Annotated in this window: 28 protein-coding genes; all 28 read left to right on the forward strand. The window is 42.0% G+C overall.

Features of this window, described 5'->3' with window-relative positions:
• Window positions 1–21: 21 nt before the first annotated feature.
• The 28 genes from rpsJ to rpsK all read left to right on the forward strand — a co-directional run bounded on the left by rpsJ (window position 22) and on the right by rpsK (window position 13,403).
• Window positions 22–330: a 30S ribosomal protein S10 gene (gene rpsJ, locus AC0VYC_RS00730; protein ID WP_003156464.1), complete on the forward strand. Its 309-nt coding sequence runs from the start codon at window positions 22–24 to the stop codon at window positions 328–330.
• 37 nt (window positions 331–367) lie between these two features.
• Window positions 368–997, forward strand: a complete 630-nt coding sequence (gene rplC / locus AC0VYC_RS00735) for a 50S ribosomal protein L3 (RefSeq protein WP_007496311.1) — start codon at window positions 368–370, stop codon at window positions 995–997.
• Between the two features lie 27 nt (window positions 998–1,024).
• Complete coding sequence (gene rplD, locus AC0VYC_RS00740) at window positions 1,025–1,648, forward strand: 50S ribosomal protein L4 (protein ID WP_007496312.1); 624 nt, start codon at window positions 1,025–1,027, stop codon at window positions 1,646–1,648.
• Window positions 1,648–1,935: a 50S ribosomal protein L23 gene (gene rplW, locus AC0VYC_RS00745; RefSeq protein ID WP_003217016.1), complete on the forward strand. Its 288-nt coding sequence runs from the start codon at window positions 1,648–1,650 to the stop codon at window positions 1,933–1,935. The genes rplD and rplW overlap by 1 nt, the downstream gene beginning before the upstream one ends.
• 28 nt (window positions 1,936–1,963) lie before the next feature.
• On the forward strand, window positions 1,964–2,797 hold the full coding sequence (rplB, locus tag AC0VYC_RS00750; protein ID WP_007496314.1) for a 50S ribosomal protein L2: 834 nt from the start codon (window positions 1,964–1,966) through the stop codon (window positions 2,795–2,797).
• A gap of 57 nt (window positions 2,798–2,854) precedes the next feature.
• Window positions 2,855–3,133 carry a 30S ribosomal protein S19 gene (gene rpsS / locus AC0VYC_RS00755; protein WP_003216920.1) on the forward strand — a complete coding sequence of 93 codons (279 nt, stop codon included), beginning with the start codon at window positions 2,855–2,857 and terminating at the stop codon, window positions 3,131–3,133.
• A 17-nt stretch (window positions 3,134–3,150) separates the two neighbouring features.
• Window positions 3,151–3,492 (forward strand): 50S ribosomal protein L22, encoded by a 342-nt coding sequence (gene rplV / locus AC0VYC_RS00760; protein WP_007496316.1) that lies wholly within the window; start codon window positions 3,151–3,153, stop codon window positions 3,490–3,492.
• 3 nt (window positions 3,493–3,495) lie between these two features.
• Window positions 3,496–4,152 (forward strand): 30S ribosomal protein S3, encoded by a 657-nt coding sequence (gene rpsC / locus AC0VYC_RS00765; RefSeq protein WP_003217241.1) that lies wholly within the window; start codon window positions 3,496–3,498, stop codon window positions 4,150–4,152.
• 1 nt (window position 4,153) lies between these two features.
• On the forward strand, window positions 4,154–4,588 hold the full coding sequence (gene rplP / locus AC0VYC_RS00770; RefSeq protein WP_003225801.1) for a 50S ribosomal protein L16: 435 nt from the start codon (window positions 4,154–4,156) through the stop codon (window positions 4,586–4,588).
• Complete coding sequence (gene rpmC, locus AC0VYC_RS00775) at window positions 4,578–4,778, forward strand: 50S ribosomal protein L29 (protein WP_003217155.1); 201 nt, start codon at window positions 4,578–4,580, stop codon at window positions 4,776–4,778. Before rplP ends, rpmC begins: the two co-directional genes overlap by 11 nt.
• Before the next feature lie 25 nt (window positions 4,779–4,803).
• A complete protein-coding gene (gene rpsQ, locus AC0VYC_RS00780) occupies window positions 4,804–5,067 on the forward strand; it encodes a 30S ribosomal protein S17 (protein ID WP_003216906.1) in 264 nt (87 codons plus the stop codon).
• Window positions 5,068–5,106: 39 nt separating this feature from the next.
• Window positions 5,107–5,475, forward strand: coding sequence for a 50S ribosomal protein L14 (rplN, locus tag AC0VYC_RS00785; protein ID WP_003216882.1), 369 nt, complete (start codon window positions 5,107–5,109; stop codon window positions 5,473–5,475).
• A gap of 35 nt (window positions 5,476–5,510) precedes the next feature.
• Window positions 5,511–5,822, forward strand: a complete 312-nt coding sequence (gene rplX / locus AC0VYC_RS00790; protein WP_007496325.1) for a 50S ribosomal protein L24 — start codon at window positions 5,511–5,513, stop codon at window positions 5,820–5,822.
• A 25-nt stretch (window positions 5,823–5,847) separates the two neighbouring features.
• Entirely contained in the window at window positions 5,848–6,387 is a 540-nt protein-coding gene (gene rplE, locus AC0VYC_RS00795; RefSeq protein ID WP_003217159.1) for a 50S ribosomal protein L5, read from the forward strand.
• Window positions 6,388–6,409: 22 nt separating this feature from the next.
• Window positions 6,410–6,595 carry a 30S ribosomal protein S14 gene (gene rpsN / locus AC0VYC_RS00800; RefSeq protein ID WP_008356542.1) on the forward strand — a complete coding sequence of 62 codons (186 nt, stop codon included), beginning with the start codon at window positions 6,410–6,412 and terminating at the stop codon, window positions 6,593–6,595.
• Window positions 6,596–6,626: 31 nt separating this feature from the next.
• Complete coding sequence (gene rpsH / locus AC0VYC_RS00805) at window positions 6,627–7,025, forward strand: 30S ribosomal protein S8 (RefSeq protein ID WP_007496327.1); 399 nt, start codon at window positions 6,627–6,629, stop codon at window positions 7,023–7,025.
• Between the two features lie 31 nt (window positions 7,026–7,056).
• Window positions 7,057–7,593 (forward strand): 50S ribosomal protein L6, encoded by a 537-nt coding sequence (gene rplF / locus AC0VYC_RS00810; RefSeq protein ID WP_008345395.1) that lies wholly within the window; start codon window positions 7,057–7,059, stop codon window positions 7,591–7,593.
• Window positions 7,594–7,625: 32 nt separating this feature from the next.
• The gene (gene rplR, locus AC0VYC_RS00815) at window positions 7,626–7,988 is read left to right on the forward strand and encodes a 50S ribosomal protein L18 (RefSeq protein ID WP_003216951.1); all 363 of its coding nucleotides are present in this window, start codon (window positions 7,626–7,628) and stop codon (window positions 7,986–7,988) included.
• Window positions 7,989–8,012: 24 nt separating this feature from the next.
• Window positions 8,013–8,513: a 30S ribosomal protein S5 gene (gene rpsE, locus AC0VYC_RS00820; protein WP_007496332.1), complete on the forward strand. Its 501-nt coding sequence runs from the start codon at window positions 8,013–8,015 to the stop codon at window positions 8,511–8,513.
• Window positions 8,514–8,526: 13 nt separating this feature from the next.
• Window positions 8,527–8,709, forward strand: a complete 183-nt coding sequence (gene rpmD / locus AC0VYC_RS00825; RefSeq protein WP_003217067.1) for a 50S ribosomal protein L30 — start codon at window positions 8,527–8,529, stop codon at window positions 8,707–8,709.
• A 30-nt stretch (window positions 8,710–8,739) separates the two neighbouring features.
• Window positions 8,740–9,180, forward strand: coding sequence for a 50S ribosomal protein L15 (gene rplO, locus AC0VYC_RS00830; protein ID WP_003216888.1), 441 nt, complete (start codon window positions 8,740–8,742; stop codon window positions 9,178–9,180).
• 1 nt (window position 9,181) lies between these two features.
• Window positions 9,182–10,474 carry a preprotein translocase subunit SecY gene (gene secY, locus AC0VYC_RS00835; protein ID WP_007496334.1) on the forward strand — a complete coding sequence of 431 codons (1,293 nt, stop codon included), beginning with the start codon at window positions 9,182–9,184 and terminating at the stop codon, window positions 10,472–10,474.
• A gap of 55 nt (window positions 10,475–10,529) precedes the next feature.
• Window positions 10,530–11,183 carry an adenylate kinase gene (locus tag AC0VYC_RS00840; protein WP_007496336.1) on the forward strand — a complete coding sequence of 218 codons (654 nt, stop codon included), beginning with the start codon at window positions 10,530–10,532 and terminating at the stop codon, window positions 11,181–11,183.
• Window positions 11,180–11,926 carry a type I methionyl aminopeptidase gene (map, locus tag AC0VYC_RS00845; protein ID WP_007496338.1) on the forward strand — a complete coding sequence of 249 codons (747 nt, stop codon included), beginning with the start codon at window positions 11,180–11,182 and terminating at the stop codon, window positions 11,924–11,926. The genes AC0VYC_RS00840 and map overlap by 4 nt, the downstream gene beginning before the upstream one ends.
• A gap of 310 nt (window positions 11,927–12,236) precedes the next feature.
• The gene (infA, locus tag AC0VYC_RS00850) at window positions 12,237–12,455 is read left to right on the forward strand and encodes a translation initiation factor IF-1 (protein ID WP_003217190.1); all 219 of its coding nucleotides are present in this window, start codon (window positions 12,237–12,239) and stop codon (window positions 12,453–12,455) included.
• A 31-nt stretch (window positions 12,456–12,486) separates the two neighbouring features.
• A complete protein-coding gene (gene rpmJ / locus AC0VYC_RS00855) occupies window positions 12,487–12,600 on the forward strand; it encodes a 50S ribosomal protein L36 (protein ID WP_003156543.1) in 114 nt (37 codons plus the stop codon).
• Window positions 12,601–12,621: 21 nt separating this feature from the next.
• Complete coding sequence (rpsM, locus tag AC0VYC_RS00860) at window positions 12,622–12,987, forward strand: 30S ribosomal protein S13 (protein WP_003217023.1); 366 nt, start codon at window positions 12,622–12,624, stop codon at window positions 12,985–12,987.
• A gap of 20 nt (window positions 12,988–13,007) precedes the next feature.
• Window positions 13,008–13,403: a 30S ribosomal protein S11 gene (rpsK, locus tag AC0VYC_RS00865; RefSeq protein ID WP_003217231.1), complete on the forward strand. Its 396-nt coding sequence runs from the start codon at window positions 13,008–13,010 to the stop codon at window positions 13,401–13,403.
• Window positions 13,404–13,546 lie beyond the last annotated feature (143 nt).

The following is a 13,546-nucleotide window of genomic DNA, read 5'->3' on the forward strand; positions in this document are numbered from 1 at the left end:
AGGCGAAAAGGAGGGAAAATAATGGCAAAACAAAAAATTCGTATTCGTTTAAAAGCATATGATCATAGAATTCTTGATCAATCTGCTGAGAAGATTGTTGAAACGGCTAAGCGTTCTGGTGCTAGTGTATCTGGTCCAATCCCGCTTCCAACTGAAAAATCAGTTTACACAATCCTTCGTGCGGTGCATAAGTACAAAGATTCTCGTGAGCAATTTGAGATGCGTACTCACAAACGTCTAATCGACATCGTGAATCCAACTCCGCAAACAGTTGATGCACTTATGCGTTTAGATTTACCATCCGGTGTAGATATCGAAATCAAACTTTAATTCAAATAGAAAACACATATTATAGGAGGTGTGACGAATGACCAAAGGAATCTTAGGTAGAAAAATTGGTATGACGCAAGTATTCGCAGAAAACGGTGATCTTATCCCTGTAACTGTTGTTGAGGCTGCTGCTAACGTTGTTCTTCAGAAGAAGACTACTGACACGGATGGCTATGAAGCAATCCAAATCGGTTTTGACGACAAACGTGAGAAGCTTTCTAACAAACCAGAGAAAGGCCACGTTGCTAAAGCGGAAACTGCTCCTAAGCGCTTCGTAAAAGAATTACGCGGTGTGGAGTTAGATGCGTATGAAGTTGGTCAGGAAGTCAAAGTTGATATTTTCGCAAATGGAGATATCGTAGATGTAACAGGAACATCAAAAGGTAAAGGATTCCAAGGGGCTATCAAACGCCACGGACAATCACGCGGACCAATGACTCACGGTTCACGTTACCACCGTCGTCCTGGTTCAATGGGACCTGTTGATCCAAACCGAGTATTCAAAGGTAAACTTCTTCCAGGACGTATGGGCGGAGAGCAAATCACTGTTCAAAATCTTGAGATCGTTAAAGTTGATGCAGAACGCAATCTTCTATTGATCAAAGGAAACGTACCAGGAGCTAAAAAATCTCTAGTAACTGTAAAGAGTGCAGTTAAAACTAAATAACTCTCTTAGGAAAGGAGGAAACAAGTCATGCCAAAAGTAGCATTATTTAACCAAAACGGTTCTACTAACGGTGAAATCGAATTAAACGCTTCTGTGTTTGGAATTGAGCCAAACGAAAGCGTAGTATTCGATGCTATTCTTATGCAAAGAGCTTCCTTACGTCAAGGAACTCACAAAGTAAAAACTCGTTCTGAAGTACGTGGCGGAGGTCGTAAACCTTGGAGACAGAAGGGTACAGGTCGTGCTCGTCAAGGTTCTATCCGTTCACCACAATGGCGCGGAGGCGGTATCGTATTCGGTCCAACACCACGCAGCTATTCTTATAAATTACCTAAAAAAGTTCGCCGCTTGGCTATCAAGTCAGTATTGTCTTCTAAAGTAATCGACAACAACATCATCGTTCTTGAAGATCTTACTCTTGATGCAGTGAAAACGAAAGAATTCGCAGGCATCCTTAAAGGGTTATCTGTTGAGAAGAAAGCGTTGATCGTCACTGCGGATGCAAACGAAACAGTTGCTTTATCTGCTCGTAACATCCCTGGAGTAACAGTTGTTGAAGCTAACGGTATCAACGTTCTTGACGTTGTCAACCACGACAAACTTCTGATCACTAAAGCAGCGGTTGAAAAAGTAGAGGAGGGACTTGCATAATGAAAGATCCTCGTGATGTTCTAAAGCGCCCTATCATTACTGAACGTTCTGCTGATCTAATGACAGAGAAGAAGTACACGTTCGAAGTTGATGTCAGAGCTAACAAGACAGAAGTGAAAGACGCTGTTGAAGAAATCTTTGGAGTGAAAGTTGAGAAAGTCAACGTTCAAAACTACAAAGGTAAATCAAAACGCGTTGGACGCTACACTGGTATGACTAGCCGTCGCAGAAAAGCGATCGTGAAATTAACTGCTGACAGCAAAGAAATCGAAATTTTTGAAGCGTAAATCTTAAAAAGAAGGAGGGAAATTCAAAATGGCGATTAAAAAGTATAAACCAACCAGTAATGGTCGTCGTGGCATGACTACTTCAGATTTTGCTGAAATCACGACTGACAAACCAGAAAAATCGTTGCTTGCACCGCTTCACAGAAAAGGCGGACGTAACAACCAAGGTAGATTGACTGTTCGTCATCAAGGTGGCGGTCACAAACGTCAATACCGTATCATCGACTTTAAGCGTGATAAAGACGGTATACCTGGACGCGTTGCTACAATCGAGTATGATCCAAACCGTTCAGCGAACATCGCTCTTGTAAACTATGCAGATGGTGAGAAACGTTACATTCTTGCTCCGAAAGGAATCCAAGTTGGTACTGAAGTTACTTCTGGACCAGAAGCTGACATCAAACCAGGTAATGCTCTTCCACTTATCAACATTCCAGTTGGTACAGTTGTGCATAACATTGAATTAAAACCAGGTAAAGGTGGACAATTAGTTCGTTCTGCTGGTACTTCTGCTCAAGTTCTAGGTAAAGAAGGTAAATACGTTCTTGTACGTTTGAACTCTGGTGAAGTACGCATGATCCTTTCTGCTTGCCGTGCGACTATCGGTCAAGTTGGAAACGAACAACACGAACTAATCAACATCGGTAAAGCTGGACGTTCTCGCTGGAAAGGCGTACGCCCAACAGTTCGTGGTTCTGTAATGAACCCTAACGATCACCCACACGGCGGTGGTGAAGGACGCGCTCCAATCGGACGTAAATCACCAATGTCTCCATGGGGTAAACCGACTCTTGGATTCAAGACTCGTAAGAAAACCAACAAGTCTGATAAATTCATTGTACGTCGTCGTAAAAACAAGTAACGGGGTTGTCTACGGTTCATTTAGGACCGTAGTTCAATCACGAAGGGAGGTTCCACAATGGCTCGCAGCTTAAAAAAAGGACCATTTGTTGATGATCATTTGATGGCTAAAGTCGAGAAATTGAATGAAACTGACAAAAAGCAAGTCGTAAAAACTTGGTCTCGTCGTTCTACAATTTTCCCACAATTCATCGGTCACACAATCGCTGTCTATGACGGACGCAAACATGTACCTGTTTTCATTTCTGAAGATATGGTAGGTCACAAATTGGGCGAATTCGCACCAAGCCGTACTTACAAAGGTCATGCTAGTGACGATAAAAAAACAAGACGCTAATGAGAGGAGGCTTTTAAATGCAAGCTAAAGCTGTCGCAAGAACAGTCCGTATTGCTCCTCGTAAAGCACGTCTAGTAATGGACCTGATCCGAGGTAAGCAAGTAGGAGAAGCAGTTTCTATCTTAAACCTTACGCCTAAGGCTGCTTCACCAATTATTGAAAAAGTATTAAAATCTGCTATCGCAAATGCTGAGCACAACTACGAGTTGGATGCTAACAGCCTAGTGATTACTCAAGCATTCGTTGACGAAGGTCCAACACTTAAGAGATTCCGTCCACGTGCTATGGGTCGTGCGAGCGCAATTAACAAACGTACTAGCCACATTACAATCGTTGTATCAGAAAAGAAGGAGGGATAATCCGTGGGTCAAAAGGTAAATCCAGTAGGTCTTCGTATTGGCGTCATTCGTGATTGGGAATCTAAATGGTTCGCAGGAAAAGATTACGCTGACTTCTTACATGAAGACTTGAAAATCCGTGAATTCATCAGCAAGCGTTTGTCTGACGCGTCTGTTTCTAAAGTAGAAATCGAACGTGCTGCAAACCGCGTAAATATCACAATCCACACGGCTAAACCAGGTATGGTAATTGGTAAAGGCGGATCTGAAGTTGAAGCACTTCGTAAAGCTCTTAACAGCCTAACTGGCAAACGTGTACACATCAACATTCTTGAAATCAAGAGAGCAGATCTTGATGCTCAGCTAGTTGCTGAAAACATCGCTCGTCAACTTGAAAATCGTATTTCATTCCGTCGTGCACAAAAACAAACAATCCAACGCACAATGCGTGCTGGAGCACAAGGAATCAAAACAATGGTTTCTGGTCGTCTTGGCGGTGCAGATATTGCTCGTTCTGAATATTACAGTGAAGGTACTGTTCCATTGCACACACTTCGTGCTGACATCGACTATGCTACTGCTGAAGCTGATACTACTTATGGTAAGCTTGGCGTAAAAGTATGGATCTATCGTGGAGAAGTCCTTCCAACTAAGAAGAATACTGCGGAAGGAGGAAAATAATATGTTATTGCCAAAACGCGTGAAGTATCGCAGAGAACATCGTGGAAAAATGCGTGGTCGTGCAAAAGGCGGCACTGAAGTACATTTCGGTGAGTTCGGTATCCAAGCTCTTGAAGCTTCTTGGATCACTAACCGTCAAATCGAAGCTGCTCGTATTGCTATGACTCGTTACATGAAACGTGGCGGTAAAGTTTGGATTAAAATTTTCCCTTCTAAGCCATACACAGCTAAACCTCTAGAGGTCCGCATGGGTTCCGGTAAAGGTGCTCCAGAAGGCTGGGTAGCTGTAGTAAAACCGGGCAAAGTTTTATTTGAAATTTCTGGTGTGTCTGAAGAAGTTGCTCGTGAAGCTCTTCGTCTTGCATCTCACAAATTGCCAATTAAAACGAAGTTCGTAAAACGTGAAGAAATTGGTGGTGAATCAAATGAAAGCTAATGAAATTCGTGACCTTACCACTGCTGAAATTGAACAAAAAGTAAAGTCTCTTAAAGAAGAACTTTTCAATCTTCGTTTCCAATTAGCGACTGGGCAGCTTGAAAACACTGCTCGCATTCGTGAAGTGCGTAAATCAATCGCACGCATGAAAACTGTGATTCGTCAAAGAGAAATCGCTGCTAATAAATAATAATTAGAGGGGAGGCCCCGCAAACATGAGCGAACGTAACCAACGTAAAGTGTATCAAGGTCGTGTTGTTTCTGACAAAATGGATAAAACCATCACTGTTGTAGTTGAAACATACAAAAAGCATTCACTTTATGGCAAACGTGTAAGATACTCTAAAAAGTTCAAAGCACATGATGAAAACAACCAAGCAAAAATCGGAGACATCGTAAAGGTCATGGAAACTCGTCCATTATCTGCGACTAAACGCTTTCGTCTAGTTGAAGTTGTCGAAGAAGCTGTTATTATCTAATAAAGTTCGGATTTCTTTTTCCGAAGGGAGGTAACATTAATGATTCAACAGGAGACTCGTTTAAAAGTAGCTGACAACTCTGGCGCACGCGAAGTACTAACGATTAAAGTTCTTGGTGGCTCTGGACGTAAAACGGCTAACATCGGTGATGTCATTGTTTGTACGGTTAAACAAGCAACACCAGGAGGCGTTGTCAAAAAAGGTGAAGTTGTGAAAGCAGTTATCGTTCGTACGAAGAGCGGAGCTCGCAGAAACGATGGATCTTACATCAGTTTTGATGAAAATGCATGTGTCATCATCCGTGACGACAAGAGCCCACGTGGAACTCGTATCTTCGGACCAGTAGCACGTGAACTTCGTGAAAACAACTATATGAAAATTGTTTCTTTAGCACCAGAAGTACTTTAATGAATACAATCCGCGACTCAAGGAGGTGCGATTAAATGCATGTTAAAAAGGGCGATAAAGTAGTGGTTATCTCTGGTAAAGATAAAGGTAAACAAGGTGTCATCCTTGCTGCTTTCCCTAAAAAGGACCGTGTTTTAGTAGAAGGTATTAACCTTGTGAAAAAACACTCTAAACCAACCCAAGCTAACCCTCAAGGCGGAATTTCTGAACAAGAAGCGCCGATCCACGTATCAAACGTAATGCCGCTTGATCCTAAAACGGGTGAAGTGACACGTATTGGATATAAAGTTGAGGACGGAAAGAAAGTCCGTGTAGCGAAAAAATCTGGGCAAGTTCTAGATAAATAGTAAATAAGGAAGGGAGGTCTTTCTCATGAACCGCCTTAAAGAAAAGTATGTAAAAGAAATTACACCTGCATTAGTTTCTAAGTTTGAATACAAATCAGTAATGCAAGTGCCAAAAATCGAAAAAATCGTGATCAACATGGGTGTTGGTGACGCCGTTCAAAACGCTAAAGCAATCGATACTGCTGTTGAAGAATTAACGTTTATCGCTGGTCAAAAACCTGTCGTTACTCGTGCGAAGAAGTCTATTGCTGGATTCCGTCTACGTGAAGGAATGCCAATCGGTGCGAAAGTAACACTTCGCGGAGAGCGCATGTACGATTTCCTTGATAAACTTATTTCTGTATCTTTACCACGTGTACGTGACTTCCGCGGGATTTCTAAGAAATCTTTCGACGGTCGTGGAAACTACACGCTTGGTATTAAAGAACAGTTAATCTTCCCAGAAATTGATTACGATAAAGTAACAAAAGTCCGCGGTATGGATATCGTTATCGTTACGACTGCCAACACGGATGAAGAAGCACGTGAGTTATTAACTCAAGTAGGTATGCCGTTCCAGAAATAATCAATGAAAGGGAGGCGAAATCGTGGCTAAAAAGTCTATGATTGCGAAACAACAACGCAAACAAAAGTTTAAAGTTCAAGAGTATACGCGCTGCGAACGTTGTGGACGTCCACATTCAGTAATTCGCAAGTTTAAACTTTGCCGTATTTGTTTCCGCGAACTTGCATATAAAGGACAAATTCCTGGCGTTAAAAAAGCCAGCTGGTAATCCCCATAAATGGGAAGGAGGTTATTAAATAATGGTTATGACAGATCCGATTGCAGATTTGCTGACTCGTATTCGCAATGCGAACATGGTACGTCATGAGAAGCTAGAAGTACCGGCTTCAAAAATCAAAAGAGAAATTGCTGAAATTTTAAAGCGTGAAGGTTTTATCCGTGACGTTGAGTACGTCGAAGACAGCAAACAAGGAATTATCCGTTTGTTCCTTAAATACGGCCAAAACAACGAACGTGTTATCACTGGTCTTAAAAGAATCAGTAAACCTGGTTTACGCGTATATGCGAAATCAAATGAAGTACCACGTGTACTTAACGGACTTGGAATCGCAATTATTTCTACATCACAAGGTGTTTTATCGGACAAAGAAGCCCGTGCTAAACAAGCTGGTGGAGAAGTACTTGCTTACGTATGGTAAAAAAAGTTTAAGATGAATGGAGGTGCTTGGTATGTCTCGTATAGGTAAAAAGCTAATCGAGATCCCTTCAGGAGTAACTGTGACAAACAACGATAACACAGTGACAGTAAAGGGACCAAAAGGTGAACTAACTCGTGCATTTCACCCTGATATGGAAATTAAAATTGAGGACAACGTCTTAACTGTAAGCCGTCCGTCTGAAAATAAAGAACACCGTGCATTACATGGTACAACACGTAGCTTAATTGCAAACATGGTTGAAGGTGTATCTAAAGGTTTCGAAAGAGGTTTAGAACTAATCGGTGTCGGTTACCGTGCAGCTAAATCTGGAAACAAACTTGTTCTTAACGTTGGATACTCTCACCCAGTTGAAATCGTTCCTGAGGCTGGAGTTGAAGTAGAAGTTCCATCTCAAACGAAAGTAATCGTTAAAGGTATCGATAAAGAGCGTGTAGGAGCTCTAGCTTCTAACATCCGCGCTGTCCGTGCTCCAGAGCCTTACAAAGGTAAAGGAATTCGTTACGAAGGTGAATTCGTTCGCCGTAAAGAAGGAAAAACTGGTAAGTAAGATCGCTTAATGTGAAGAAAGGAGTGACTCGGATGATTACGAAAACTAGCAAAAACGCTACTCGTCTTAAAAGACACGCTCGTGTTCGTGCGAAACTTTCAGGTACTGCTGAAAGACCTCGCCTTAACGTTTTCCGTTCTAACAAGAACATCTACGCTCAAGTAATTGATGATGTTAACGGTGTAACACTTGTAAGTGCTTCTACTCTTGATAAAGAGTTAAAGATCGAGAATAGTTCTGACGCTGCAGCTGCTACTAAAGTTGGCGAACTTGTTGCAAAACGTGCTGTTGAAAAAGGCATCTCTAACGTGGTATTTGACCGCGGAGGATACTTATATCATGGACGTGTAAAAGCTCTAGCTGAAGCTGCTCGTGAGGCTGGACTTAAATTTTAATAAAAGAAGGAGGGACACATCCGAATGAGTCGTATTGACCCAAGCAAATTAGAGTTAGAAGAACGCTTAGTTACGGTTAACCGGGTAGCGAAAGTTGTTAAAGGTGGACGTCGTTTCCGTTTTGCAGCTTTAGTTGTTGTCGGTGACAAAAACGGTCATGTAGGATTCGGTACTGGTAAAGCACAAGAAGTACCAGAAGCGATCCGCAAAGCTGTTGAAGACGCGAAAAAGAATTTAATTGAAGTACCAATGGTTGGAACTACAATTCCACATGAAATCATCGGTCGATTCGGTGCAGGAAACGTTCTATTGAAGCCTGCTTCAGAAGGTACAGGAGTTATCGCTGGAGGCCCAGTGCGTGCGGTACTTGAGCTTGCTGGTCTAGCTGATATCCTTTCTAAATCTCTAGGTTCTAATACACCGATCAACATGATCCGCGCAACACTTCAAGGTTTAAGTGAACTTAAACGTGCTGAAGATGTAGCGAAGCTTCGTGGAAAATCTGTAGAAGACCTGTTAGGATAAGGAGGGAACAATAATGGCAAATAAATTAGAAATTACCCTCAAACGCAGTGTAATCGGTCGCCCGGAAGATCAGCGTGTCACTGTTCGTACTCTTGGTCTAAAGAAAACAAACCAAACAGTCGTACATGAAGACAATGCAGCGATCCGCGGCATGATTAACAAGGTGTCTCATTTAGTTTCTGTTAAAGAACAATAAAACATTTTTAATCGATAAGGAGGTGCCCAAATGAAACTTCATGAATTGAAGCCTTCAGAAGGTTCACGTAAAGTACGCAACCGTGTTGGTCGTGGTATTGGATCAGGTAACGGTAAAACTTCTGGTAAAGGTCATAAAGGTCAAAACGCTCGTTCTGGCGGCGGTGTACGCCCTGGATTCGAAGGTGGTCAAATGCCTTTATTCCAACGCCTTCCAAAACGTGGTTTTACAAACATCAACCGTAAAGATTACGCGGTAATCAACTTAGACAGATTAAACAGTTTTGACGAAGGAACGGAAGTCACTCCTGAACTTCTTCTAGAGACTGGTGCAATAAGCAAGTTAAAAGCAGGAGTAAAAATTCTTGGCAACGGTAAATTAGAAAAAAAATTAACTGTAAAAGCCAATAAATTCTCTGCTTCTGCTAAAGAAGCGATTGAAGCTGCTGGCGGTACAGCCGAGGTGATCTAACTTGTTTAAGACAATCTCCAATTTTATGCGCGTGAAAGATATACGGAATAAGATTATATTTACACTTTTAATGTTAGTCGTCTTTCGTATAGGTGCTTTCATCCCTGTGCCTAATGTGAACGCCGAAGTTCTCCAGGCACAGGATCAAATGAGTGTTTTCGGAATCCTCAACACGTTTGGGGGCGGGGCACTTTTCCAATTCTCCATTCTTGCAATGGGGATTATGCCGTATATCACTGCTTCGATCATCATCCAGCTCTTGCAGATGGATGTTGTACCGAAGTTTACTGAGTGGTCAAAGCAAGGAGAGGTTGGCCGCCGAAAATTAGCACAATTCACAAGGTATTTTACAATTGTTCTAGGATTTATCCAGGCGTTAGGAATGTCATATGGATTTAACAATATGGCAGGAGGCATGCTGATTGAAAACCCAGGTGTTTCAACGTATCTCTTAATTGCGGTCGTACTCACTGCGGGAACAGCATTTTTAATGTGGCTGGGAGAGCAGATTACTGCTCACGGTGTTGGTAACGGTATTTCGATTATTATCTTTGCCGGTATCATCGCAGGTATCCCTCAAACATTAAAGCAAGTGTACGCTCAGCAATTTGTAGGAGGAGATGGACAGCTGTTCATGCAAATCCTGAAAATTGCCCTTATTGTGATTGCTATTCTTGTCATTGTTATCGGTGTTATTTACATTCAAATGGCAGTGAGAAAGATTGCGATTCAGTATTCAAAGGGAACTGGCCGTGCACAAATGTCTGCTAGTCAAGCAACGCACCTTCCATTGAAAGTGAATCCAGCAGGGGTGATTCCAGTCATCTTTGCCGTTTCGTTCATTATTACTCCGCAGACGATCGCATCGTTCTTCGGAACAAATAATGTGACAACCTGGATAACTAACAACTTTGACTATACTAAGCCAATCGGTATGACGATTTATGTAGCACTGATTGTTGCTTTCACATATTTTTATGCCTTTGTCCAAGTAAACCCTGAACAAATGGCTGAAAATCTGCAAAAGCAGGGTGGCTATATCCCGGGAGTTCGTCCAGGGAAAATGACTCAAGATAGAATTACGAGCATTTTGTACCGACTCACGTTTGTGGGCGCCATTTTCTTAGCCGTGATTTCAATACTTCCTATCTTTTTCATTCAATTCGCTGGATTACCTTCCGCTGCACAAATTGGCGGCACAAGTCTTCTCATTGTTGTAGGTGTTGCACTTGAAACAATGAAACAGCTTGAAAGCCAATTAGTGAAACGAAACTACCGTGGATTTATGAAATAAAACAGAGGGCTGGGCTCCTGCCCAACCTCTCTAAGTAAGGAAGGGGAAATCCGAAATGAACTTAGTCTTAATGGGGCTTCCGGGTGCTGGTAAAGGCACTCAGGCAGAACGAATTGTTGATGATTATGGGATCCCTCATATCTCAACAGGAGATATGTTCCGTGCTGCTATGAAAGAGGAGACACAACTTGGACTCGAAGCAAAATCCTTTATCGATAAAGGAGAGCTTGTTCCTGATGAGGTCACAATCGGTATTGTTAGAGAAAGACTTGGCAAGAATGATTGTGAACAAGGTTTTCTTCTGGACGGATTTCCGCGAACAGTCGCTCAGGCTGAAGCTTTAGAAGACATTCTAAAGGACCTTGGCAGAACGATTGATTATGTCATTAATATTAAAGTCGATAAAGATGCTTTGATGGAGCGTCTGACTGGCCGAAGAATTTGCAAAGATTGCGGAGCAACATATCATTTAGTATTCAATCCACCTGCGAAAGAAAATGTTTGTGACAAGTGTGGAGGCGAGCTTTATCAACGTGCAGATGATAATGCAGAAACCGTTTCGACAAGACTTGAAGTGAACTTAAAGCAGACTGAACCTTTACTGAACTTCTATTCAGAAAAAGGATATCTTGCTAACATTGATGGTGCGAAGCACATTAACGATGTTTACGCTGATATCAAGGACCTGCTTGGGGGATTAAATAAATGATTATCTGTAAAACTCCTCGCGAGCTTGAGATTATGAGAGAAGCTGGACGCATTGTCGCACTGACTCATGAAGAGCTGAAGAAACATATAAAACCAGGTATTTCGACAAAAGAATTGGATCAAATTGCCGAACGTTTTATTACAAAGCAGGGTGCAATCCCATCTTTTAAAGGGTATAATGGTTTTCGCGGGAGCATTTGCGTTTCGGTGAATGAAGAACTCGTTCACGGTATTCCTGGTAAACGGGTTTTACGTGATGGAGACATCATTAGTATCGATATCGGCGCAAAGTTAAATGGCTATCATGGTGACTCTGCTTGGACTTATCCAGTTGGGGTAATCAGTGATGAGGACCGCAAACTACTGGAAGTCACAGAGGAATCTCTATATAAGGGCTTACAGGAAGCAAAGCCAGGTGAACGTCTGTCAAACATTTCCCATGCCATACAAACGTATGTTGAAGGTGAGAATTTCTCAGTTGTTAGAGAATATGTTGGACATGGGGTCGGACAGGATCTTCATGAGGACCCTCAAATTCCTCATTATGGTCCGCCGAACAAAGGCCCACGGCTCAAACCTGGAATGGTGTTGGCCATCGAACCGATGGTGAACGCAGGCAGCCGATATGTGAAAACACTGGCTGATAACTGGACGGTTGTAACGGTTGATGGGAAAAAGTGTGCTCACTTTGAGCATACGATTGCGATTACAGATACAGGTTTTGATATACTGACTAAGATTTAGGTCTTCACTGAAGCCTTTCAGGCCCAAATCGGGCAGGTTGTCTGTATAGTCCAAGGAAAGAACAAGATCAGTATACAGTTGTCATCGGCGTGTTCGATGGCTGCCATGTACTAATCGCAGACGGAGAAAAGCGTAAATTCATTCTCCTAAGAAAAAATATCAATCATTTAACCTTTTATGATTGCGTATCTCCGGAAGTTCAGAACAGTATATTCAAAACAGGTCGGGTGATAGATGGACAATTGAGAACATCTCATTTGAACATTTATCAGAGAGCAAGTTACTGATTTGAAGAAGGGAGAACACTTGAATGGCGAAAGACGATGTAATTGAAGTGGAAGGTACTGTAGCAGAAACTTTGCCAAATGCAATGTTCAAAGTTGAACTAGAGAATGGTCATACAGTTTTGGCTCATGTATCAGGAAAAATCCGTATGCACTTCATTCGCATTTTACCTGGAGACAAAGTTACGGTAGAATTATCTCCATATGACTTAACTCGTGGTAGAATTACGTACCGTTACAAATAAAGCAACTCCGGAAGAAGGAGGTTGGAAACACATGAAAGTGAGACCATCTGTTAAACCTATCTGTGAAAAATGTAAAGTGATTCGCAGAAAAGGAAAAGTAATGGTGATCTGTGAAAACCCAAAACATAAACAAAAACAAGGCTAATAACAAGGAGGTGCCCAAATCATGGCTCGTATTGCTGGTGTAGATATTCCACGTGATAAGCGTGTTGTCATTTCTTTAACATATGTTTTTGGAATTGGTCGTACGACGGCTCAACAAGTCCTTAAAGAAGCAGGTGTTTCTGAAGACACTCGCGTTCGCGATCTAACTGAAGACGAACTAGGTAAAATCCGTGATATCATTGACAAACTTAAAGTAGAAGGTGACCTTCGTCGTGAAGTTTCACTTAACATTAAGCGTCTAATTGAAATCGGAAGCTACCGCGGAATCCGTCATCGTAGAGGACTTCCTGTTCGTGGACAAAACACAAAAAACAACGCGCGTACTCGTAAAGGTCCGCGTCGTACTGTAGCTAACAAGAAAAAATAAGTAAAGGAGGTAGTTAAAGAATGGCTGCTGCTCGTAAACAAAATACGCGTAAACGTCGCGTGAAAAAGAATATTGAAGCTGGAATCGCTCATATCCGTTCCACTTTCAACAACACGATTGTAACGATTACTGATGTTCATGGAAACGCAATTTCTTGGTCAAGTGCTGGTGCATTAGGATTCAGAGGTTCTCGTAAATCTACTCCTTTCGCTGCACAAATGGCTGCTGAAACTGCTGCTAAAGGTTCTATCGAACATGGTCTTAAAACACTTGAAGTAACTGTTAAAGGTCCTGGTTCTGGTCGTGAAGCTGCAATTCGTGCGCTTCAAGCTGCAGGTCTTGAAGTTACTGCAATCAGAGACGTAACTCCAGTTCCTCATAACGGATGCCGTCCACCAAAACGTCGCCGCGTGTAATTTGTTTGTATAGATTTTGTGTCCCTGTCAATAATGGGTTATGATACAGTTATTTATGAGACGAATACACGACTCGTTGCCTGAGCACATACGGGACTAAACAATGAGGAATTTCGGATGGAATCTCATATGATTCTATTCGA

This window comes from Bacillus sp. iso_77 (assembly GCF_056173625.1).

Excerpts from the sequence above, each read along its gene's own strand:
- rpmD (WP_003217067.1), top strand. The coding sequence starts at position 8,527 with ATGGCAAATAAATTAGAAATTACCCTCAAACGCAGTGTAATCGGTCGC.
- rplD (WP_007496312.1), top strand. The coding sequence starts at position 1,025 with ATGCCAAAAGTAGCATTATTTAACCAAAACGGTTCTACTAACGGTGAA.
- rpsH (WP_007496327.1), top strand. The coding sequence starts at position 6,627 with ATGGTTATGACAGATCCGATTGCAGATTTGCTGACTCGTATTCGCAAT.
- rpsJ (WP_003156464.1), top strand. The coding sequence starts at position 22 with ATGGCAAAACAAAAAATTCGTATTCGTTTAAAAGCATATGATCATAGA.
- rplX (WP_007496325.1), top strand. The coding sequence starts at position 5,511 with ATGCATGTTAAAAAGGGCGATAAAGTAGTGGTTATCTCTGGTAAAGAT.
- AC0VYC_RS00840 (WP_007496336.1), top strand. The coding sequence starts at position 10,530 with ATGAACTTAGTCTTAATGGGGCTTCCGGGTGCTGGTAAAGGCACTCAG.
- rpmJ (WP_003156543.1), top strand. The coding sequence starts at position 12,487 with ATGAAAGTGAGACCATCTGTTAAACCTATCTGTGAAAAATGTAAAGTG.
- rpsK (WP_003217231.1), top strand. The coding sequence starts at position 13,008 with ATGGCTGCTGCTCGTAAACAAAATACGCGTAAACGTCGCGTGAAAAAG.
- rplF (WP_008345395.1), top strand. The coding sequence starts at position 7,057 with ATGTCTCGTATAGGTAAAAAGCTAATCGAGATCCCTTCAGGAGTAACT.
- map (WP_007496338.1), top strand. The coding sequence starts at position 11,180 with ATGATTATCTGTAAAACTCCTCGCGAGCTTGAGATTATGAGAGAAGCT.
- rplV (WP_007496316.1), top strand. The coding sequence starts at position 3,151 with ATGCAAGCTAAAGCTGTCGCAAGAACAGTCCGTATTGCTCCTCGTAAA.
- rplE (WP_003217159.1), top strand. The coding sequence starts at position 5,848 with ATGAACCGCCTTAAAGAAAAGTATGTAAAAGAAATTACACCTGCATTA.
- rplB (WP_007496314.1), top strand. The coding sequence starts at position 1,964 with ATGGCGATTAAAAAGTATAAACCAACCAGTAATGGTCGTCGTGGCATG.
- rplP (WP_003225801.1), top strand. The coding sequence starts at position 4,154 with ATGTTATTGCCAAAACGCGTGAAGTATCGCAGAGAACATCGTGGAAAA.
- rpsS (WP_003216920.1), top strand. The coding sequence starts at position 2,855 with ATGGCTCGCAGCTTAAAAAAAGGACCATTTGTTGATGATCATTTGATG.
- rplR (WP_003216951.1), top strand. The coding sequence starts at position 7,626 with ATGATTACGAAAACTAGCAAAAACGCTACTCGTCTTAAAAGACACGCT.
- rpsE (WP_007496332.1), top strand. The coding sequence starts at position 8,013 with ATGAGTCGTATTGACCCAAGCAAATTAGAGTTAGAAGAACGCTTAGTT.
- rplC (WP_007496311.1), top strand. The coding sequence starts at position 368 with ATGACCAAAGGAATCTTAGGTAGAAAAATTGGTATGACGCAAGTATTC.
- rpsM (WP_003217023.1), top strand. The coding sequence starts at position 12,622 with ATGGCTCGTATTGCTGGTGTAGATATTCCACGTGATAAGCGTGTTGTC.
- rpmC (WP_003217155.1), top strand. The coding sequence starts at position 4,578 with ATGAAAGCTAATGAAATTCGTGACCTTACCACTGCTGAAATTGAACAA.
- rplN (WP_003216882.1), top strand. The coding sequence starts at position 5,107 with ATGATTCAACAGGAGACTCGTTTAAAAGTAGCTGACAACTCTGGCGCA.
- infA (WP_003217190.1), top strand. The coding sequence starts at position 12,237 with ATGGCGAAAGACGATGTAATTGAAGTGGAAGGTACTGTAGCAGAAACT.
- rpsQ (WP_003216906.1), top strand. The coding sequence starts at position 4,804 with ATGAGCGAACGTAACCAACGTAAAGTGTATCAAGGTCGTGTTGTTTCT.
- rplW (WP_003217016.1), top strand. The coding sequence starts at position 1,648 with ATGAAAGATCCTCGTGATGTTCTAAAGCGCCCTATCATTACTGAACGT.
- rplO (WP_003216888.1), top strand. The coding sequence starts at position 8,740 with ATGAAACTTCATGAATTGAAGCCTTCAGAAGGTTCACGTAAAGTACGC.